The sequence below is a fragment of the Sinorhizobium fredii USDA 257 genome (assembly GCF_000265205.3).
GTDB classification, from domain to species: domain Bacteria; phylum Pseudomonadota; class Alphaproteobacteria; order Rhizobiales; family Rhizobiaceae; genus Sinorhizobium; species Sinorhizobium fredii_B.
This window is the reverse complement of record NT_187164.1, coordinates 12,668-30,254: the sequence shown is the minus strand read 5'-3', so window position 1 is coordinate 30,254 and position 17,587 is coordinate 12,668. Positions and strand designations below refer to the sequence as shown.

Genomic DNA, 17,587 nt, shown 5'->3' with positions numbered 1-17,587 from the left:
CACTGTAAAGTTATCAGCGGATTGATGCAGCGATAGCTGGCGGGGACGGCTGTCAGGCTGCGGCGACACACGCGATTTTGCTCCAGATTTGCATGGCGGCGTTACGCAGGTCTTGATGTTGAGCCGATGACAGCGTATTGCGGGGAAAGTGGAACAGGTTGGCAATCGGATCATGGATGGAAACGAACCGCTGAAGCTGGCGTGCCGACTTGAAGCGTTTCATGGTCCTTTCGCGTCGTCGGGTCGGCTGGTGCGAATTTTCCGCTCGATTATTTAGGCCTTTGTGCGACCGGTGTTCGACACCGGGCATGAGGTCGCGCCTGGCGGCATCATAGGACCGGAGCTTGTCGGTGATCATGACCCGTGGTGTCCGCCCTTGAGCCTTCAGCAACTTGCGCATCAGGCGCTTTGCCGCCTTGGCATTTCGGCGGCTTTGCACCAGCACTTCGAGGACGAAGCCGTCCTGATCGACGGCACGCCAGAGCCACTGCTTCTTGCCATTGATGGCCACCACACATTCGTCGAGATGCCATTTGTCGCCCAGGCAGCCGGCTGACCGTCGCTTGATCTCCCGGGCGAAATGCCGTCCGAATTTCTCCGCCCAGCTTCGAATGGTCTGATGCGTGACGATGATGCCGCGGGACGCCAGCATGTCCTCAACCATGCGCAGGCTGAGCGGAAAGCGAAAGTAGAGCCATACCGCGTGCGCAATGATCTCAGCGGGATAGCGGTGGCGACGATAAAGCGGATCACGAGCAACTTCTGACATGGCCCATGTACGCACATCTTCCTCAGCCGTCGGTTAACTTTACGGTGCCCAATCCGTCAGCCCGATCGCGAGATTGTTATCGATACCGGATCAATACTCCCCAAATGTGCCGTTTGAATCTTCCCCAGTTTGCGCCGTGACCGGTCTTCCGGGGCGCGCCCCGGAAGATTGGTCGCATGTCATCACCGATACTACTTCCGATTGTCGGAAGGGGGATGTTGGTGATCAAGCTCGGGGAGATGATGATGATCTTGGATTTGCATCGACAAGGCTTATCGGTGTCGGCGATCGCCAGGCAGACCGGCGCGGACCGAAAGACTGTCCGCAAGTATATCGATCGCGGTCTGGAAGCGCCGGCCTATGGGCCAAGGAGACCACGCGCGACGGTGATAGACCCATTCGCTGCTTATCTTCGGGAGCGCGTGGCGGCCTATCCTGGGCTAACGGCGCGACGACTTCTGCGCGAGCTGAAGGAGCGCGGCTACAGCGGCGGCTATACCGCTGTCACCAAAGCGGCATAAATTGCCTGACACGCATTCAGCCGCCATGGCTGCGCTCGATTTGCTCGATCAATGCCGCCAGGGTTGCCAGATCATCTGGACGCACGAACGACCTACCGGCCGCGATCTCAATGAAAACATCGGGGGCAGCGACGTCCGTCCATGACGCAAGCAGAGAGCGAAGCCGCCCATCCGCGTCGTAGAACATGACGCGGTCCTCGCCCCAGTTCTGCTTGCGTGTCGACAACACGAAGCGCTGGCCGCGCCACGGATGGAACGGGTGCGTGACCTCGAATTCTATACGCGCTTGAGTGTCAGTACGAACTGCAGTCCTGGACTTGAAAGAAAGCCAAGGTCGAGAGGCCATTCCGCTACATACGCGAAGACTTCTTCCTGGCTCGCTCGTTCCGCAACCTTGATGACCTGAACGCGCAGCTGCGCCATTGGCTGGATACCGTCGCCAATCCCAGGGTGCATGCCACGACCTTGCGCGTCGTCAATGAGGCTTTCGCCGAAGAGCGATCTCATCTACGGCCACTTCCCCTGGCCCGTTTCCGATCGGTCCTGAAGCTGGAGCGGCGAATCTCGCGTGACGGCATGGTCATGACGCTGTTGCAACGGCTATGGCTCGGGAGACCCGCCGATGAGCGCCGCCCTTGATGCTATGCCGTCGATGATCGAACGCATCCGTCACGATCTCGTCGGCCTCAAGATGCCGCGTGCTCTCGAGGCGCTCGACCACGTGGTCCGCCGCCTCGAGCATGGCGAACTCTCAGCCCTGGAAGCAATCGACATCCTTCTATCGGAGGAACTGACCCTGCGTGAGAACAGCCGCATCAAAACGGCTCTTCGCATGGGACGCCTTGCAACCATCACCATCCGCCATCCCAAATCTCCAGCTCTTGCCGAAAACCTTCTGGCAGAATCCTCAATGTTCACAAACACGCGAAATCAATGGGATGTAAGCGGCGCATACGCTCGATTTTACCCTGCAGTAGGATTATTCGCCTCATCGCGTGCCAAACGGAGTCTCATCAGTCGGGGTAACCAACTCGACGTGACTAACACCCAAGGCTTGAGCCAGCTCATAAAGAGTAATCACGGTAGGGTTGCGTCGCCCGCGCTCAAGGCTGCTCAGATATTGTTGGCTGAAACCGGAACGAGCTTCGACCTCTTCCTGTGTCAGGCCCTTCTCCCGACGCAGGCGGGCGAAATTAGAGCCGACCAGCTTGCGCATATCCATGCGCTGAAAGATCGTCGTTTACACACCATAAGTTTATCAACTAAAGTATGTAAACGCGGCGGCTCGGAACGCCCGTCGGCTCGAAGCAGTTGTTTAAATGTCGAGTTTAGATTCAACTGCCTTGCCTCAAGCCCAGAGAATTTGGCTGTAGCGGCTAGACCGATACAATGCCGACCTTGGGTGCTGGGCAGTGAGGAAATCAAATCAGGGAGAAGCGGATGAACGATATGGGCTCATCCGAGGTGAACGACGAAAGCAAGGAGAAAGAAGCGCGCTACAGTGTCATGACCAAGTCAGAGCTTGAGGCACTGGCAGTTTCCGCGATTCGCGAACACCGCCGGCTCCTCTGGGCCGATCAGGCCGTTTACGAGGAGTGGTTGCGCGCAAGCGACGATCCGTCGATTTCCGGTCCGGTCCTCCAGACGCTCCAGGATGAGTACGTTGCACGCCAGAAGAGGTCGGAGGCCCAACAGGAGGAGCTATCGGACATTCTGGACGCGCTTGGCTTTGTGCCCGACGTGCCTTTCGACGATGACAACTAGAACTCAGACCAGGCCGCGATCCTTGGCAATGGCAACGAGTTGCGGCACTGATTCCGCGTCAAGCTTTGCACGTGCTTTATCGAGATAGTGCTGCACGGTTCTGGCATTGATTCCAGTGAGGTTGGCGGTTACGGACGCAGTTTTTCCCTTCGAAGCCCACACCAGGCAAAGCATCTCGCGCGGCGACAGCATTTGCTTGGGATTAAGCACCGTTTTCGCCGCAATGATCTTCAATTGGTAGTGCACCATCATCAGCAATTGAACTGCCTTTTTGGGAGATCGAGCACGCCCGAAATGTCCACTTTCCTTTCCGGCGATGCGAAGGTCAGCATCATCGCGGATCCGTAGCTTCCCTCCACGGGAATGGTGACGCCGCAGCGAATGCCGTGGCTGATTGCCTCGTCACGAAACCGCCGAAGAGGAGACGATCCTCGGGCAGGCCAAGCGTCGGCGGTCCAGAAAAAAACGTCCCGCCGGCGCTTTGCTTCCGCCAGCACGGGATCGATGTTGAAATAGTCGCTACCGAGGTAGATGCTTTCCCATGGTCCGGGATAGGAATGGAACGTCCTAACCTGGGTGCCGTCTTTTTGCAGGTAGGCGAACCTGTCATACCCGCAGGAATGCGCGAAGCTTCTAAGAGCAATCTTGATCATGTGCCCATCTTGCGCGGCTTCCAGCATATCGATGAGCGAGCGAAGGTTTCCGTTCACGGACATCTCTCCTATCTTCTTGACCGCCGAGCTCGTCCTTTGCGAAACGAGCGGCCGTTTGGGCAATCGGGTCATGACTGCGATTTACGCACACAATTACTTTTTGCGGCAACCGCAGGTTAATACAGCATGCGGAGTATTCCCTCGGACCATGTACATTAGCACTACCTGTGGAGATGCAGCTTTCAAGCCACGTCGGCCTAGAAATAGTACAAGTGAGGAAAGGTTTTGCGCTGCAGTGATTGTAGCGCCACACCGCGCGCCAACCAGCGGCAGATACGGAGATCAGATCTGTGGGCCCTGCGCCGCTAATTGTCACGATAGGCGGACGGAAAGATGATGTCCTGGTCAACGAGGACATTGAACTTATAGCCGGGTCGGATGCGGATTGTTGGCTGGACGTTCAGGTTCTTCGATATGGTCTGCTCAGCCACCCGGCCGAACGATTCAGCGAAGTTTCGGCGTACGGCGTCTGAGGCAGTATCCTGTGTCGCCAGCGTCGAGCTCTCGGGCATCGACATGTCGATTCCGGTCCCAATCAGCGCGATCAGCGCTGCCGAACTCCAAGTGCGCCAGAGATGCCGGTCGACCTTGTCCTTGAAGCCACCATAGCCCTCGGCGTCCGTGCCAGCATACCGCCAATCTGCAGGGTCGATCCATTTGGGAAAATGAGATCGGTCCAGACGACGAGAACGCGCTCCTGGCCAAACGAGACCTTTGAGTCATAGCGCCCGAACAGTTTGGCGCCCTGCGGGATAAGCAACCGGTAGCCGGTGGCGCTGTCATAGACATTCTGGCTGACCTGCGCTGTGATGCGACCCGGGAGGTCGGAATTGAGGCCGGTGATCAAGGTGGCGGGAATGACCGAGCCGCGCTTCAACTCATAGACCGACATCTGCGGCACGACCCGATTTGGGAGGTAGCCAACATCCTTGATGTCCTGGTTGAAGAAATCCTCCTTCGACGCCTGGGCGTTCGGATCGAGGTTCTCGCCCATGATCCCCGATTTCATGGCGGCGGCGTAGAGGTCCGACGCATTGTTGGTTGCTGCCGTGGGATTTTGACCGGTGTCACTGGCGTTCCTGGCTACTTTCTCGACATCGGAAATATCCACCTTCAACGGCGAGTCCAAAGCGGTTGCTCGTGCCTGCAGCCGGGCCATCCGCTGCCGCTGGACCTCGCGGATAATTTGTTCGTCCTGCTCGCGCTTCAGGCGCGCCTTCCATTCTTCCTCCGTTTCGAGCCGCGCGCGTCGCTCTTCCGGTTCCGTAGGCCGGTCGACGACAGTCGGTTCCTTGTCGACCTTCTGTTTCATGGCGGGCGTCGGCTGAAACGCTTCCCGTTCCACCGGCTCGCCGATGATACCGTCGGTGACGCCGCGCTTGAGCTGGTCGCCGAAATTCGTTGCCGGGGTATTCGATGCGCTGTGGATATCATTGTTGCGGTTGAACGGAAGACCGCGCCATGCCAGTCCGATGACGACGACGCCGACGAACAGCGCAACGATGACGATGGCGACGATGATCGGCAGGCGATTGAGACGGCGCATGCCGTTCTGATCTTCTGTCTCGTTGGCGGCACCAAGCCGCAGAGACTGGACCATATCTGTCTCCGTCAGTTGCGCTGCATGATGGAAAGCGGACTTGCCGGCACAGCACCCGCTGCCGTTGCCGAGTAGGCCCGGCCAAGCGCGATAGAGGGCGTCGAAAGTCGCGCGAGCACCTGACCGTCAACACCGTCGATCGAATAGCCGAGCTCGACCAGTTTCACGTCCTTGCCGACCCTGCCGACCTTGCCATCAGTCACGACCGTATAGCCCCAGCCTTTCAGCGCCGCCTCAAGCGCGCTCGCGAAATCCGACGAGTCTTTTTCGATCTTGATGGTCGTCGTCGCAGACGGGCCGATCTGCTCGGCGAGCCGGCTTGCCATATCGCCGGCAATCGCGCTCGCCGCGGGCCCGGTGACGGTGGTTGGCGTGGAACTGGTCGTCAGCCCGTCCTCGGCCGTTTGGCAGCCGGAAAGAATAGCCACCGTAACGAAGGAGATCAGAAGCTTCCGCATCGTTCAGCCTCCCCGCCGAATAGTGATCTTCTGCTGCCGCCAGCCGACGCCGGAGACGAGGATCGCCTTGTCGACCGCGTAGTCCACGATCATCATGTCATTCTTCATGCGGTAGTTGACGATGCGGTTTTGGCCGCCGCTGACGACGAAGAGCACCGGCGCGTCCTGTCCGGAGATCGATTTCGAGAATTGGACGTAGGTTTTTGCGCCGTCCGAATAGACCCGTTTCGGCTTCCACGGCGCGCTCCCGCTGACCGAGTAGGAGAAGTTCGGCTTGTCGGGTGCCGTTCCTGGAATGCCGCCGGTCTCGAGCCTTGAATTGATGTCAGCAAGCTTCGTCGAAACGTCCTCCGTATACTCGAAACCGACCCGGGCCATATACTGGCTCGGATGGGATTTCAGCTGGATGTGATAGGTGCGGCGCGACGTCGTGACCACCATCGAGGTCACAAGTCCGGGCTCCGATGGCTTGACGATCAGGTGGATCGCCTGCCCGCCTATGGCACCCGATGTCGCAGGTTCGACCTTCCAGCGCACGCTATCGCCAACGAGAACGTCACGGACGATTTCGCCGCCTTGCAATTCGATATCGCAGACCTGCAAGGGCGAGCAGACGACCGACGGCTGCGTCTCGCCGTACAGGAAGATGACCTTGCCGTCGGGACCAGTCGTCACCAACCCGGCCGTGCCGCGCCATTTCCTCGAAATACTGGTGCCCTTCACCTCATTGGTGGTCATGCTCTGCGCTTCAGCGGCGCTCGCAAAGACGAGTGTTGCCAGGCAGCCGGCGGCTGCGATCAATCCGGTTCTGTGCATTGAGAATTCCCCTGCCCTTAAAGCTGCGCTGTCCAGTCAAAATCCCGGACATAAAGGCCGATTGGATTGAGGCGGATGGTTGCCTCGTCCTGCGGCGCGGTGAGTGTCACCGTCGCGATGCCCCGGAACCGGCGCGTGCCGATCTCCTTGCCCTTGCGGTCCCGTTCGTATTCGGTCCAGTCGATCTGATAGGTCTGGTTTGAGAGCGCCACGATGTTGTTGACTTCGATCGCGACCGTTGCGGTTTTCGCCTTCTCGAATGGCGAATTGCCTCGGAACCAGGCGTTGATCTTCTCCGTCGATGGATGCGAGGTCCGAAGGAGCGCGTAGGTGCGGTCGATATATTGTTTCTGCACCGCGGCGTCCGGCGTGATCGAACGGAAGCTGGTCACGAAATTGCCGAGCGTGGCGCGCACTACCCGCACATCCGCATATTCAATCTGTTCGGGGAAACCGGTCGTGACCGACGTGCCAAGCTTGTCGACCTGGACGATGTAAGGCACGAGCTTGACCTCGGTGCTGAGATACATAGCATATCCGAAACCGATTACGGCCATGGCCAGGCCCAGAATGCCGACTGTGCGCCATGCCGCGGCGGCTCGCACATAGGATCCGTATCGTTCCGTCCATTCCTGCCGCGCGGCAAGATAGGGGTTTTCGGGGGCGCGGTTCGCTGCCATCGTCTATCACTTTCTGATTGCTGTTAGTCTTTGCGTTCGGGAGGTGGCTTGTGCCCGCTATGACCGCCCCGGCTCTCATCGAGCTTGGCGTTGGCGAGGCCGAGGATTGATCCGGCATAGGCGCCGGGTGAACCGATCGCCTTTTCCTTGGCGGCAGAACCAGCAGCACTGCTGGCGGATCCGATCCCCGCGCCGAAACCCCGAAGCGCCGCGCCGGCGAGGGATGAACCCGCCGCTCGTGCCGACTGACCGGCCGTGAAACCCGTTCTCGCGGCGCCGCCCGCGAGGAACCCAGCGCCGGCGGCGAAGGATGCCGCCTGGCCGCCGTGACGGATCGTTTCCATCCCCCCGGAAACCGAGGCGCCTTGCACTACACCTTGGATGATGCTCGGCACGTACATGGCGATGATGAAAACCACGACGGAGATGCCGGCGATCGCCAGGGTCGTGACAAATTGGTCGGAAGACGCGGTTGGAGCATTCGCCAGGCCCAAGAGGACCTGCGATCCAATCTTAGCTATCATCACGAGCGCCATCAGTTTCATGCCGACGCCGAAGGCATAGACAAGATATCGGACAGCGAAGTCTTTCGTGAAAGAGGAACCGCCAAGCCCAAGCATGATCATGCCAGCGAGCAGGCCGACATACATCTCGACCATGACCGACACGAAAATTGCTGCAACCAGCGAAAAGCAGATGACCACGACACCCATCGCCAGCACCGCAGCGATTGCGAGCGCATTGTCCTCGAAGACGTCGAACTGGGCTTGCTGCGACATTTGTGAGGCGACCCGAATGCCAGCGTCGAAGATTTCAGCGGGGGATGCCGAGCCCCCGCCAGCGCCGATCTGGAACAGGCTATCGATCACGGCGCGCGCGAAGGTCGGGCCCTGCGTCAGAACGAAAGCAAAAAATCCGACGAACATGATCCGCCGGACAAGCTCAGCAAACCAGCTGTCGAGCGAAGCCGCCTGGAGCGCCAGCGAGATGGCTGCGATGCCGATCTCGATGGTGGCCAAAATCCAAAACAGCGATTTCGCCGCGTCAAGGATGGTGGTTTCCCATCCTTTCGCGGCTGCCGAGATGTGGTTCTCCAACTCCGTGAGGACTAGTCCTTCCTGCGCGAAAGCGCGTGCCTCGAAGGCGACATAAGCCAAGCCTGCAATCAGCAACGAACGTGCAAGACTGATCTTCACCATCTTGGACCCATCTCCTGACCATCCTTGATCGGCGGAAGCGCCTTCCCCGCGCCGAAGAATTTTTCTTTGGCGGTGCGTTGCTCCTCAGGTGCGGATGGGTTGGAGGCTCTGGAGTTGACGATCAGCGCTGTCGCTGTGGTCGAAACCGCAGGGACGAGGATCACTAAGGCAATGATAACGGCGCGGCTCACCAGCGTGGCTCCATTTTCTGACCTTCCGGAATGCTCTTGACGTCGGCGTTGAAGAATTTTTCCCGCCGTGCTTGCGCCAGGTCCTTGTCGGTCTGCTCCGTCTGGAGCCAGGTTCCCATCATGGTCATCTGCTGCGAGACAAGGCCGCGGAGCTTTTGCATCTGCCCGACCTGTTGGGCCGCGATTTCGTGGCCCACCTGCAGAGCCTTCATCTGCCCGTCAGCGGTCTCTGACATCGAGCGCAGCGAGGACATTGTCGTTTCCTCGCTGTCGAACTGATCGGCCGTGAGGCTCGCCGCATTCAGCGTGCTGGCAATCGTATCGCGGTTGGTGTCCGACCAGGTTTCATAAGTCGAGGAGAATGTCTCATTCCTTGGCAGGTTGGTCTTGAGGGTTGCATAGCTCTGGAACCGCTGCTGCAGTACGTCGTCGGCGTTGCCCATGGAAAAGGCGATGCTCTGACCTTGATCGACGATGCTGCGGAGCCGATTGAGATCACGCTCGACCTGCCCCCACATATGAGACGGAAGCGTCGCCGTGTTCTGGAGCAGGTTCTGATAGATGTTCAGCTGCGTCTCGATCTGTTGTGCGAGCTGGCTGATCTGGGTGAGTTGGTTCTGAATTTGCTCATTGGACTTCCCCACCAGAGCAACCAGCTCCCCATTGTTGAGAACCTGCGTCCACTCGGTTGCGGCGCCAGTGGCGGTGCCGGCACCGACCGGCTCGCCTGTGCCGACCGTTACGGCGACGACCGCCAGACCGGCGAGCAATTTATTCGACATTGAACAGCGACGCGGCATCGTGAACTCCTCTCATCTGAAGCCAGTGGACCGGCCAGTCGCGGTCGTATTCGGAATGAAGTGTTCGGATGCGCTTCAGATCTTCCTTGCCGGATGCGCCAACGAAACTAAGCGCCACCGGACCGAGCACCATATCAAAAAGCCGCCGGCCTTCAGGGGTGACGACATAGTATTCGCGCTTGGGAGTGGCGTTCGAAACGATCTCGATCTGCCGCTCGTTGAAGCCGATCCGTTCGTAGAACTCGCGCGTCCCGGGTTCGCGAGCGGCCCCATTCGGAAGGCAGATCTTCGTCGGGCAGGACTCCTTCAGGACGTCGATAATTCCGGACCGCTCGGCATCCGAGATCGACTGGGTCGCAAGCACGACAGCGCAATTCGCCTTGCGTAGCACCTTCAGCCACTCCCGGATTTTACTGCGGAAAACTGGATGGCCGAGCATCAGCCAGGCCTCGTCGAGCAAGATCAGACTCGGGGATCCATCGAGCCGCTTTTCGATGCGCCGAAACAGATAGGTCAGCACCGGGACGAGGTTCCGCTCGCCCATGTTCATGAGCTGCTCGATTTCGAAGGTCTGGAAGGCGCCGAGGGTGAGGCCATCCTGTTCGGCGTCGAGAAGCTGACCCATTGGGCCGTCGACCGTATAATGATGCAGCGCGTCCTTGATCTCGCGCATCTGCACGCCGCTCACGAAATCGGAGAGCGATCGCCCGGGAGCGCTGGCCATGAGGGTGACCTGGCGGGACATGGCATTGCGATGATCGGGCGTGATAGTGACACCCTGCAGAGCGACCAGCATCTCGATCCACTCCGCGGCCCAAGCCCGATCGGCGTCACTTTCGAGATCCGACAGCGGACAAAAGGCCAGTGCCTTACGCCCTTCCGCATTGTCGCCGCCGATCTCGTAATGATCGCCCCCGGCAGCCAGCGTCAGCGGTAGGAGCGCGCTTCCTTTGTCAAAGGCGAAGATCTGGGAACGATCATAGCGTCGGAACTGTGCCGCGATCAGCGCCAGCAGCGTGGATTTGCCGGACCCCGTCGGACCAAAGATCAGTGTGTGGCCGACGTCGTCGACATGCAGGTTCAGCCGGAACGGTGTCGAACCGCTTGCAACCTGCATCAGTGGCGGAGAATTGGGAGGATAGAAAGGGCAAGGTGCGACCGGGCTTCCCGACCACACGGAGTTCAGCGGAATGAGATCGGCGAGATTGCTGGTGTTGATCAGCGGTTCGCGGATATTGCAATACCAGTTGCCGGGCAAGCTCCCGAGATAGGCCTCGGTCGCGTTGAGCGTTTCGATCCTCGCCCCAAATCCTTCGGCCTGGATCAGCCGGCGGATAGCCTCGGCTTTTTCCTGCAGCGCTTCGCGATCACTGTCGAAGAGAATGATCACGGGTGTGTAATAGCCATAGGCGACAAGCTGCGAAGACGCTTGCGCGATGGCATCTTCGGTTTCGGCCACCATTGTCATGGCGTCCCGGTCGACCGACCGGCTTTGCGTCTGAAATAGCTGGTCGAAGAACGGCCGGACCTTCTGCTGCCACTTCTTGCGCGTGCGTTCGAGCTTCTGACGCGCCTCTTCCGCATCAAGGAAGATGAAGCGCGACGACCAGCGATACGTCAAAGGCATGAGGTCGAGGCTGTTGAGGATGCCCGGCGAGCTCTCGGCGGGGAGCCCGTCGATCGCCACGACACCGAGGAATCGGTTCTCGACCTTCGGCGTCAGACCATGCTCGAGTTCGGCGGTCGCGATCCAGTCGAGATACATGGGAGCAGCTGGCAATCGGATCGGATGGTTTTCGCCGGTGATGCAGAATCGGATAAATTGCAGCAGTTCATCATAGCGGGCGACACGCTCCCCTCCCCTCTCGGCGGCCTCGCGCGTTTCCATGCGCCGGATCGAAAGGGTGTTGGCGAAATACTGCTCGATCTCGCGGATGGCGTTCTTGAAAATGAAGAGCACAGTGTCCGCATAGGTCTTCCTACGGCTCTCCTCGTCCGAGTAGATGTATTTGCTGAGCGCTGTCTTTTTGGCCTCCGACGGCCGATAGGTCAGGATGAGCGCATGCTTGCTTTCGAAATGTCCTCGCTCGCGCGCGAAATGCGCCCGTCGCTCAGCGTCAATTGCGCGCGTCACAGCATCGGGGAAATGGCAGCGGACTTCCGAGGGATAATCGTACGTCGGGATACGGGCGGCTTCGACTTGATGATGTGGACGCCCCCGCGCCGGCGGTTGCCGCTATGATGCCGGCCAGTTACCCGCAGCAAAAGAGGAGCGTTGACAATGCAGATCACGACCGTTGGATTGGATTTGGCCAAGAGCGTGTTTCAGGCGCATGGTGTCGATGAGACAGGCGCAACCGTGCTGGTGAAACGGCTGCATCGCAAGCAGATGCTGCCGTTCTTCTCGAAGCTGCCACCCTGCCTAATCGGAATGGAAGCGTGTGGCACAGCGCACCATTGGGCTCGGACGCTCGCCGCCATGGGGCACGAGGTCCGGCTCATTCCCCCATCCTACGTGAAGCCCTATGTCAAACGCGGCAAGAGCGACGCGCTGGATGCCGAGGCAATCTGCGAAGCCGTGCAGCGCCCGACGATGCGGTTCGTGCCTGTGAAGACGGTGGCGCAGCAGAGCATTCTCATGACGCATCGCGCCAGGTCGCTGCTCGTTCGCCAACGCACCATGGTCGCAAATGCGTTGCGGGCGCATCTGGCTGAACTCGGCTTAGTCGCCAATCCAGGCATTGCCAATCTGGCAAAGTTGGCGCAGCAAGCGCTGTCTGGCGAGAGCAGCTTGCCCTCCTATGCCCGGACCACGCTGGACATTCTGATCCGGCAGATCCTGGTGTTTGCCGATGAGATCGCTGCGCTGGATCAGCAACTTCTCGCTTGGCATGCCGACAGCGAGGCCAGTCGCCGGCTCTCCGCTATCCCCGGCCTCGGCATAGTCACAGCCACGGCGGTCGCCGCCACCGTCACCGATCCCGAGCAATTCCGCTCCGGCAGGCAATTTGCCGCCTGGCTCGGCCTGACGCCGCAGCAGTGTTCGACCGGAGGAAAAACCCAGCTCGGCGGCATCTCCAAGCAGGGAGACCGATACTTGCGGAGGTTGCTCGTCGTCGGCGCCACCGCCGTTATCCGTCATACGAAGGACAAGGCAACGCCCCTGGCGAACTGGATCAGAAAGCTCCTGGAGAAAAAGCCGTTCAGGCTGGTCTCCGTTGCCCTCGCCAATAAACTCGCGCGGATCGCATGGGTCGTGCTGACCCGCAAGGAAGCCTATCGGGCCCATGAAATGATCGCCTGAGTTCAATCCCAGAGAACCGGAATTGGTAACGGCAGTCGATGATGTGTAACGATCGAGCCAATGGTGAGGCCAACCCGTCTGATTCAATGCGCTTCAAACGCGCGCCAGCTTGATCAGGGTCCTCATCGGCGGATTTCCATCAGGGCCAGCGGTCAAACTTCATACCGCACAAACAGGCCGGACATATGAAAGCAACCGATCAAACCACCCGACAAAAAGCCCTTGCCATAGGGGGCAGGATTGCGTTGATCTGGCGCGATAGTTCGTTGCGTTCGAAGTCTGTGGCGCTGTCGGAGTCCGGCCCGGCAAAATACCAGCCGGCCATCAGGCTTCCGTCTTTCAACAGAAGCACGCCGTTGTCGACCAGGCCGGCATAGGGGACGAGATCCGCGAAGGATGGGCCGGTTGCCCGAAACCGTTTGAGCGCGACCATACCAGCCTCCTCAATACCGCCGCCACGGAGAGGTGGTCGCCTTGTAGTAGGGTTTGTAGGAAATGTGCCGGACATAGACCTGCCGCATCAGCGGATCGGACTTCGCCATCATGCGGAGCAAGCCGACGATCACGATCCACACGACAACCCCGAAGAGCGCCGAGTAGACAGTCAGCACCACAAAGATCAGGATGACCGCGGCAAGCCCGGTGATCAAAACCAGTTCCCGGTCCGCGCCCATCAGGAGGTTCGGCCGGGAGAGCGCACGGTGAATGCGATTGCGGTAACGTTCGGATAGCGCCTCAGCCATGTGCCCCCTCCCCTTCTGCACTCGGGCGCGTCGAAGTGACGCGATCATTGGTCAGGCCGATCGAAGCGCCGGTCGCGCCGAACAGGCCGACAATGGTCGTGGCGCCGAGGAGGATGCCGGCAACAAGCACGACATACATCAGCCGCCGCGCGAAATCGTTCAGCTCACCGCCGAAAATCAGCATGCCGCCGGCGATCGCGACTGCCGCAAGTGCTATGTAGCCCGCGACTGGCCCCGTGATGGACTCCTGGATCTGCTCGAGCGGTCCTTCCCAGGGCAGACTGCCGCCTGAACTGGCCAGTGCCGTTGCTACCGACGCCAAAATGAGTGGCGAAGCAAGAAGCGCGATGGAGATAAATTCATTCTTACGCGACATGCCGCGCCTCCCGTTCTTCGGTGAGTTGGTCGGATTCGATCTCGTATCGGCCGTTGGCGAAGCGCTCGACCTGGATGATGTCGCGCACACGCCGGCCTCGCGGCGTACGCTCGATGGAAACGATGAGGTCGACAACCTCCCCGATCACCTCGTGCATCGGCTGTTGGCTTGCTTCGGCCGTCAGCTGCTCCAGGCGCCGGAGCGCGGAAGTCGCCGTGTTCGAGTGGATTGTTGCCACGCCGCCTGGATGTCCGGTGTTCCATGCCTTGAGCAAGGTGAGGGCAGCACCATCGCGCACCTCGCCGACGACTATTCGGTCGGGACGCAGGCGCATCGTGCTCTTGAGCAGCCGCGCCATGTCAACCGTATCGCTGGTACGAAGAAGCACGGCGTTGTCGGCCGCACACTGGATTTCGGCGGTGTCTTCGAGGATGACGAGCCGGTCTTCCGGCGCGCTCCTTACGATCTCATGGATTACTGCATTTGCGAGCGTCGTTTTGCCGGAGGCAGTTCCACCGGAAATGATGATGTTGAGGCGTGAGTCAATGGCGCTGCGGATCGTCGCAGCCTGGGCCTCGGTCATCACACCGGAGCGGACATAGTCGTCGAGTGGGATCAGGCGAGATGCCCGACGACGGATTGTGAAGGAGGGCTTCGCGACCACTGGCGGCAATAGACCCTCGAAACGATGTCCGCCGATCGGAAGCTCACCGGAAATGATGGGTTGTTCGGTGTCCACTTCGGATTGGAGTGCATGAGCGACCGTCCCGATCACCATTTCCGCCGCAGCCGACGACATCTCGCCAGCGGGCGCGACGCCGTGCCCGAGCCGTTCTATGAACAGCTTACCATCGGGATTCAGCATTATCTCGACTACGTTGCTATCGTCCAAAGCAACGCAGAGCTGGTCGCCAAGCGCCTCCTGAAGCTTGCGGACGAGGCGAGGATGAGAGCGAAGCTGTTCCACTGATTTCTCCTTACGCTGATTGGCCAAAAGTGCTGATGATTTGAGAGCGGTAGTTGGCGGGGCGGAGCCTCATGAATGTGTCTGCCTTTGCCGGCATAGTGCCCGCCACGGCCACGGTCGCTCCGATCGGCCTTGGCTCGCCAATGCGCTGAAGCGGCCAACCGACGCGGGCGAGGATCCGTTCGAACCGAAGATCCGTCACCGTGACGATTTCGGTGTAGCGGTTTGCCACCGACCATTCGATGATCCCCGCGAACATTGTGAGCGTCGCCTCATGAATGGAGCCGTCTCCCCTGCTCTCAGCAAGGAAGGTGTCCACGCAAAAGCGCGAGCTCTCGACCATGGAGGAATGAGCGTCGAGGTGACCGGCAGAAAGGAGCGAGGGGAAAACGTTGGCCACCATCGTGGGGCCGAGCGCAGGCAGTAGGCGAGCACATCCAACCACTCGATCGTTGCTCGATACGGCTAGGATGTAGGTGGGTTGAAGATCGTCGAAAGTATCTGACTCACAGCCTCCGACGACATTGACTTCCCAGCCCAAACGATCGGAAAAGACGCGGGCGCGCAGTTGGTGATGGCTGCGGAGAAGTTGGGCTTCTTCGATATTTCGCGGCTTTGAGATCGCGAGAATCTGCATGAATTTCTCCGTCGTTGTTGGACCGCGGGGAAATCAGCACGAATCGGATTCGAGTGGCAGTTGTAGGATCCTACAAGGTTCCCTGGAACGCGTCGGGCGTTGCGTCGCGTCACGTCTGCCTTTGCAGACCCGAAGCCCCACTTGCGTCTTGTAGGATTCACAGGAGAACAATTCGTGTCCATAGACGGCCGTGATCCGCGTCTAACCCTCAGCGGACAAATACAAATTTGCGAAAGTAATCCTTCGGCTCACCTGAGCCAGGCAGGGTCTTTTCAACCCATTGTCAATCCCAATCTTCTGGACGGTCAGGAAGAATCACCTTCTATTTTTGCGGGGCATGGCCTGTAACGGACAGTACGCCGCCGAGAGGGACAGATGGTGAAAGCAAGTCGAGCAGAACCAGTTGTTGGGCCCCATGAAGAAGTTGGCAGTAAAGTTATGTGCCCCGGCTCTCTTTCCGGGCAACCGCAGCAACTCAGAACTCGAATATATTCACCAAGGCTGAGTCGGGTGAGTCGCGGGGAGCAATACGACCGCTATTTCGCGGTGACGTTTGGTAGCCAGGCGAACGGCCGTATTTCTCCCCTGGAAAAGTGCTGGCGCCTGGCGGAGCGCAAGCGGCTATCTAAGTGCCTAAGAATGAAGGAGAAACACGCATGTTTTGCCGGCGAGCAGGGGCTGCTCGGGACGCGGTATAAACCCTTTGTTAACTCTATATTCCTTGTCAGTCGGCGAGAATCGCACATAATAACGATTATGTCGGTTCTCGGGCCGAAAAACCGTTATTCGAGAGTTCCCCTGCAATGAACGCTAATTCGCCGCCCATCGCTCCCGCACAGCCGATGCATTTCGAGGATCTCATCCTCGAACAGGGCGATCTGATTTCAAAGAAATTGCATCTTTTAAGCATGCAGCAGTTCCCGCCGAATGCCAAGAAACTGCTTCGCCAGTTCTCGCTCTCGGAAGTGGCGCAGTTCCTCGGCGTCTCTCAAAGTACGCTGAAGAAACTTCATCTTGAGGGAAAAGGCCCCCTCCCCCAGACATCGTCGTCGGGTCGCCGTTCTTATAGTGCTGAGCAGATGGCGGAACTGCGTCAGTATCTCGATCAGCATGGACGATCGGAAGCCAGGAACTACGTGCCGCACCGTCGGTCGGGCGAAAAGCTCCAGGTCATTGCCGTTGTCAATTTCAAGGGCGGTTCGGGAAAGACGACGACGGCCGCCCATCTCGCGCAGTACATGGCGTTGACCGGGCACCGTGTCTTGGCGGTGGACCTCGACCCGCAGGCGTCACTTTCGTCGCTTCACGGTTTTCAGCCCGAACTCGACCTGTCGCCGTCGCTCTATGAGGCGCTCAGATATGACGATCAACGCCGATCGATCAGTGAGATCATCCAGCCTACCAATTTCCCGGGCCTCGATATCGTGCCTGCGAACCTCGAACTTCAGGAGTACGAGTACGACACGCCGCTTGCGATGTCGAACAAGAGCTCGAACGATGGCAAGACCTTCTTCACGCGGATTTCGCGCGCGCTGTCGGAAGTCAACGACCGCTATGACGTTGTCGTCATCGACTGCCCTCCCCAGCTCGGCTATCTCACGATCACCGCGCTGACTGCGGCTACGAGCGTCCTGATCACGATCCATCCACAGATGCTCGACGTCATGTCGATGGGCCAGTTCCTTTTGATGCTGGGCGGGATCCTGAAGCCGATCCGGGATGTGGGTGCTGCGGTCAATCTCGAATGGTATCGCTATCTGATCACCCGGTACGAGCCAACGGATGGGCCGCAGGCGCAGATGGTGGGCTTCATGCAGACCTTGTTCCACCAGTTTGTGCTGAAGAACCAGATGCTGAAATCGACAGCGGTTTCAGACGCCGGAATCACCAAGCAGACCCTTTACGAAGTCGACAAGAGTCAGATGACGCGGTCCACCTATGAGCGCGCGATGGACTCCTTGAACGCAGTCAACGCCGAGATCGCCGAACTCGTCCATGCCTCTTGGGGGAGGAAGGTTGTCAGTTGAGAAGTGTAAACTTCCCCGGCGA

At 59.2% G+C, this 17,587-nt stretch carries 16 protein-coding genes and 6 pseudogenes; 6 read left to right on the top strand and 16 right to left on the bottom strand.

Translation table 11 applies throughout. The annotated features are described in order from the left end of the window. Positions 1-52: 52 nt before the first annotated feature. Positions 53-769 (bottom strand): IS6 family transposase, encoded by a 717-nt coding sequence (locus USDA257_RS32375; RefSeq protein ID WP_109023434.1) that lies wholly within the window; start codon positions 767-769, stop codon positions 53-55. A gap of 221 nt (positions 770-990) precedes the next feature. On the opposite strand from USDA257_RS32375, the pseudogene USDA257_RS32370 reads away from it, so the two are divergent. Then, positions 991-1,273: pseudogene (locus USDA257_RS32370) on the top strand (helix-turn-helix domain-containing protein); the annotation flags it as partial. Positions 1,274-1,306: 33 nt separating this feature from the next. Here the strand turns inward: USDA257_RS32370 and USDA257_RS38475 are convergent. Then, the gene (locus tag USDA257_RS38475) at positions 1,307-1,636 is read right to left on the bottom strand and encodes a DUF5372 family protein (protein WP_015633592.1); all 330 of its coding nucleotides are present in this window, start codon (positions 1,634-1,636) and stop codon (positions 1,307-1,309) included. On the opposite strand from USDA257_RS38475, the pseudogene USDA257_RS35160 reads away from it, so the two are divergent. The 3 genes and pseudogenes from USDA257_RS35160 to USDA257_RS32350 form a co-directional block, all read left to right on the top strand. After that, a pseudogene (locus USDA257_RS35160) lies at positions 1,612-1,872 on the top strand (IS21 family transposase); the annotation flags it as partial. The gene USDA257_RS38475 and the pseudogene USDA257_RS35160 sit on opposite strands and share 25 nt — an antisense overlap. Positions 1,873-1,912: 40 nt before the next feature. After that, positions 1,913-2,734: a hypothetical protein gene (locus USDA257_RS38945; protein ID WP_014858046.1), complete on the top strand. Its 822-nt coding sequence runs from the start codon at positions 1,913-1,915 to the stop codon at positions 2,732-2,734. Beyond that, a complete protein-coding gene (locus tag USDA257_RS32350) occupies positions 2,731-3,054 on the top strand; it encodes a transcriptional repressor TraM (RefSeq protein ID WP_014858045.1) in 324 nt (107 codons plus the stop codon). The genes USDA257_RS38945 and USDA257_RS32350 overlap by 4 nt, the downstream gene beginning before the upstream one ends. 3 nt (positions 3,055-3,057) lie before the next feature. Here the strand turns inward: USDA257_RS32350 and USDA257_RS36490 are convergent. The 9 genes and pseudogenes from USDA257_RS36490 to USDA257_RS32295 all read right to left on the bottom strand — a co-directional run. Beyond that, a pseudogene (locus USDA257_RS36490) lies at positions 3,058-3,770 on the bottom strand (autoinducer binding domain-containing protein). A 302-nt stretch (positions 3,771-4,072) separates the two neighbouring features. Beyond that, a pseudogene (gene trbI / locus USDA257_RS32330) lies at positions 4,073-5,367 on the bottom strand (IncP-type conjugal transfer protein TrbI). Between the two features lie 11 nt (positions 5,368-5,378). After that, positions 5,379-5,825 carry a conjugal transfer protein TrbH gene (gene trbH, locus USDA257_RS32325; protein ID WP_014858040.1) on the bottom strand — a complete coding sequence of 149 codons (447 nt, stop codon included), beginning with the start codon at positions 5,823-5,825 and terminating at the stop codon, positions 5,379-5,381. Positions 5,826-5,828: 3 nt separating this feature from the next. Then, positions 5,829-6,641, bottom strand: coding sequence for a P-type conjugative transfer protein TrbG (gene trbG, locus USDA257_RS32320; RefSeq protein WP_014858039.1), 813 nt, complete (start codon positions 6,639-6,641; stop codon positions 5,829-5,831). Between the two features lie 17 nt (positions 6,642-6,658). Beyond that, complete coding sequence (locus USDA257_RS32315; RefSeq protein WP_014858038.1) at positions 6,659-7,321, bottom strand: conjugal transfer protein TrbF; 663 nt, start codon at positions 7,319-7,321, stop codon at positions 6,659-6,661. A 23-nt stretch (positions 7,322-7,344) separates the two neighbouring features. After that, positions 7,345-8,520 (bottom strand): P-type conjugative transfer protein TrbL, encoded by a 1,176-nt coding sequence (gene trbL, locus USDA257_RS32310; protein WP_014858037.1) that lies wholly within the window; start codon positions 8,518-8,520, stop codon positions 7,345-7,347. Beyond that, complete coding sequence (gene trbK, locus USDA257_RS32305; RefSeq protein WP_014858036.1) at positions 8,514-8,711, bottom strand: entry exclusion protein TrbK; 198 nt, start codon at positions 8,709-8,711, stop codon at positions 8,514-8,516. The genes trbL and trbK overlap by 7 nt, the downstream gene beginning before the upstream one ends. Next, complete coding sequence (trbJ, locus tag USDA257_RS32300; RefSeq protein ID WP_014858035.1) at positions 8,708-9,511, bottom strand: P-type conjugative transfer protein TrbJ; 804 nt, start codon at positions 9,509-9,511, stop codon at positions 8,708-8,710. The genes trbK and trbJ overlap by 4 nt, the downstream gene beginning before the upstream one ends. Beyond that, positions 9,483-11,714 (bottom strand): annotated as a pseudogene (locus USDA257_RS32295) (conjugal transfer protein TrbE); the annotation flags it as partial. The gene trbJ and the pseudogene USDA257_RS32295, both read right to left, overlap by 29 nt. Positions 11,715-11,792: 78 nt before the next feature. Between USDA257_RS32295 and USDA257_RS32290 the strand changes: the two are divergent. Further along, positions 11,793-12,815, top strand: a complete 1,023-nt coding sequence (locus tag USDA257_RS32290) for an IS110 family transposase (RefSeq protein WP_014328393.1) — start codon at positions 11,793-11,795, stop codon at positions 12,813-12,815. Between the two features lie 235 nt (positions 12,816-13,050). On the opposite strand, the pseudogene USDA257_RS32285 reads toward USDA257_RS32290, so the two are convergent. From USDA257_RS32285 to USDA257_RS32265, 5 genes and pseudogenes are all read right to left on the bottom strand, one after another. Continuing rightward, positions 13,051-13,248: pseudogene (locus USDA257_RS32285) on the bottom strand (conjugal transfer protein TrbE); the annotation flags it as partial. Between the two features lie 10 nt (positions 13,249-13,258). Beyond that, positions 13,259-13,558: a conjugal transfer protein TrbD gene (locus tag USDA257_RS32280; protein ID WP_010875429.1), complete on the bottom strand. Its 300-nt coding sequence runs from the start codon at positions 13,556-13,558 to the stop codon at positions 13,259-13,261. Then, entirely contained in the window at positions 13,551-13,934 is a 384-nt protein-coding gene (locus USDA257_RS32275; RefSeq protein WP_014858032.1) for a TrbC/VirB2 family protein, read from the bottom strand. The genes USDA257_RS32280 and USDA257_RS32275 overlap by 8 nt, the downstream gene beginning before the upstream one ends. Further along, a complete protein-coding gene (gene trbB / locus USDA257_RS32270; RefSeq protein WP_015633597.1) occupies positions 13,924-14,901 on the bottom strand; it encodes a P-type conjugative transfer ATPase TrbB in 978 nt (325 codons plus the stop codon). The genes USDA257_RS32275 and trbB overlap by 11 nt, the downstream gene beginning before the upstream one ends. Positions 14,902-14,911: 10 nt before the next feature. Beyond that, positions 14,912-15,538: an acyl-homoserine-lactone synthase gene (locus tag USDA257_RS32265; RefSeq protein ID WP_014858030.1), complete on the bottom strand. Its 627-nt coding sequence runs from the start codon at positions 15,536-15,538 to the stop codon at positions 14,912-14,914. Positions 15,539-16,341: 803 nt separating this feature from the next. Between USDA257_RS32265 and repA the strand changes: the two genes are divergently transcribed. Further along, a complete protein-coding gene (gene repA, locus USDA257_RS32260; protein ID WP_014858029.1) occupies positions 16,342-17,565 on the top strand; it encodes a plasmid partitioning protein RepA in 1,224 nt (407 codons plus the stop codon). The last annotated feature ends 22 nt before the right edge of the window (positions 17,566-17,587 follow it).

What these genes read in the sequence shown, in the direction of transcription:
- USDA257_RS32375 (WP_109023434.1), bottom strand. Translation starts at nt 769, where the DNA reads ATGTCAGAAGTTGCTCGTGATCCGCTTTATCGTCGCCACCGCTATCCC.
- USDA257_RS38475 (WP_015633592.1), bottom strand. Translation starts at nt 1,636, where the DNA reads ATGGCCTCTCGACCTTGGCTTTCTTTCAAGTCCAGGACTGCAGTTCGT.
- USDA257_RS38945 (WP_014858046.1), top strand. Translation starts at nt 1,913, where the DNA reads ATGAGCGCCGCCCTTGATGCTATGCCGTCGATGATCGAACGCATCCGT.
- USDA257_RS32350 (WP_014858045.1), top strand. Translation starts at nt 2,731, where the DNA reads ATGAACGATATGGGCTCATCCGAGGTGAACGACGAAAGCAAGGAGAAA.
- trbH (WP_014858040.1), bottom strand. Translation starts at nt 5,825, where the DNA reads ATGCGGAAGCTTCTGATCTCCTTCGTTACGGTGGCTATTCTTTCCGGC.
- trbG (WP_014858039.1), bottom strand. Translation starts at nt 6,641, where the DNA reads ATGCACAGAACCGGATTGATCGCAGCCGCCGGCTGCCTGGCAACACTC.
- USDA257_RS32315 (WP_014858038.1), bottom strand. Translation starts at nt 7,321, where the DNA reads ATGGCAGCGAACCGCGCCCCCGAAAACCCCTATCTTGCCGCGCGGCAG.
- trbL (WP_014858037.1), bottom strand. Translation starts at nt 8,520, where the DNA reads ATGGTGAAGATCAGTCTTGCACGTTCGTTGCTGATTGCAGGCTTGGCT.
- trbJ (WP_014858035.1), bottom strand. Translation starts at nt 9,511, where the DNA reads ATGCCGCGTCGCTGTTCAATGTCGAATAAATTGCTCGCCGGTCTGGCG.
- USDA257_RS32290 (WP_014328393.1), top strand. Translation starts at nt 11,793, where the DNA reads ATGCAGATCACGACCGTTGGATTGGATTTGGCCAAGAGCGTGTTTCAG.
- USDA257_RS32280 (WP_010875429.1), bottom strand. Translation starts at nt 13,558, where the DNA reads ATGGCTGAGGCGCTATCCGAACGTTACCGCAATCGCATTCACCGTGCG.
- USDA257_RS32275 (WP_014858032.1), bottom strand. Translation starts at nt 13,934, where the DNA reads ATGTCGCGTAAGAATGAATTTATCTCCATCGCGCTTCTTGCTTCGCCA.
- USDA257_RS32265 (WP_014858030.1), bottom strand. Translation starts at nt 15,538, where the DNA reads ATGCAGATTCTCGCGATCTCAAAGCCGCGAAATATCGAAGAAGCCCAA.
- repA (WP_014858029.1), top strand. Translation starts at nt 16,342, where the DNA reads ATGAACGCTAATTCGCCGCCCATCGCTCCCGCACAGCCGATGCATTTC.